Here is a 394-nt window from a genome sequence, read left to right as displayed (position 1 = left end):
GAAAAACTGGAAAGACATTGAAGAAGTTCAACAAAATGCAGATATGGTTGTTGTATTTAGTACATATCAAAGTATTGATGTAATAGGCAAAGCACAAAAAGAAGGTTTCCCAGAATTTGATTTAATTATTTCGGATGAAGCCCACAGAACAACTGGAGCATATGAAGCTAACAAGCAGGAAAGTGTTTTTTCTAAGGTGCATAGCAATACAAATGTTCAAGGAATTAAACGAATGTATCAAACAGCTACACCGAAAATTTATGCAGATAGTGCTAAAAAGAATGCAAAAGATAAAAGTATATTAATTTCTTCGATGGATGATGAAAGTAAATATGGAAAAGTCTTTTATCGCATGGGATTTGGCCAAGCTGTTTCACATGGCATCTTAACTGAA

The 394-nt window shown here is 33.2% G+C and carries 1 protein-coding gene; it reads left to right on the top strand.

The window, feature by feature from the left end; genetic code table 11:
- Positions 1-16: 16 nt before the first annotated feature.
- The coding region (locus tag KVT27_RS23835; RefSeq protein ID WP_309140245.1) for a DEAD/DEAH box helicase family protein at positions 17-394 on the top strand (378 nt) is incomplete at its 3' end.

Source organism: Lysinibacillus sp. GbtcB16, from assembly GCF_019091145.1.
GTDB lineage: Bacteria > Bacillota > Bacilli > Bacillales_A > Planococcaceae > Lysinibacillus > Lysinibacillus fusiformis.
The sequence above is the reverse complement of the archived record's forward strand: the minus strand, read 5'-3'. Positions and strand labels throughout refer to the sequence as shown.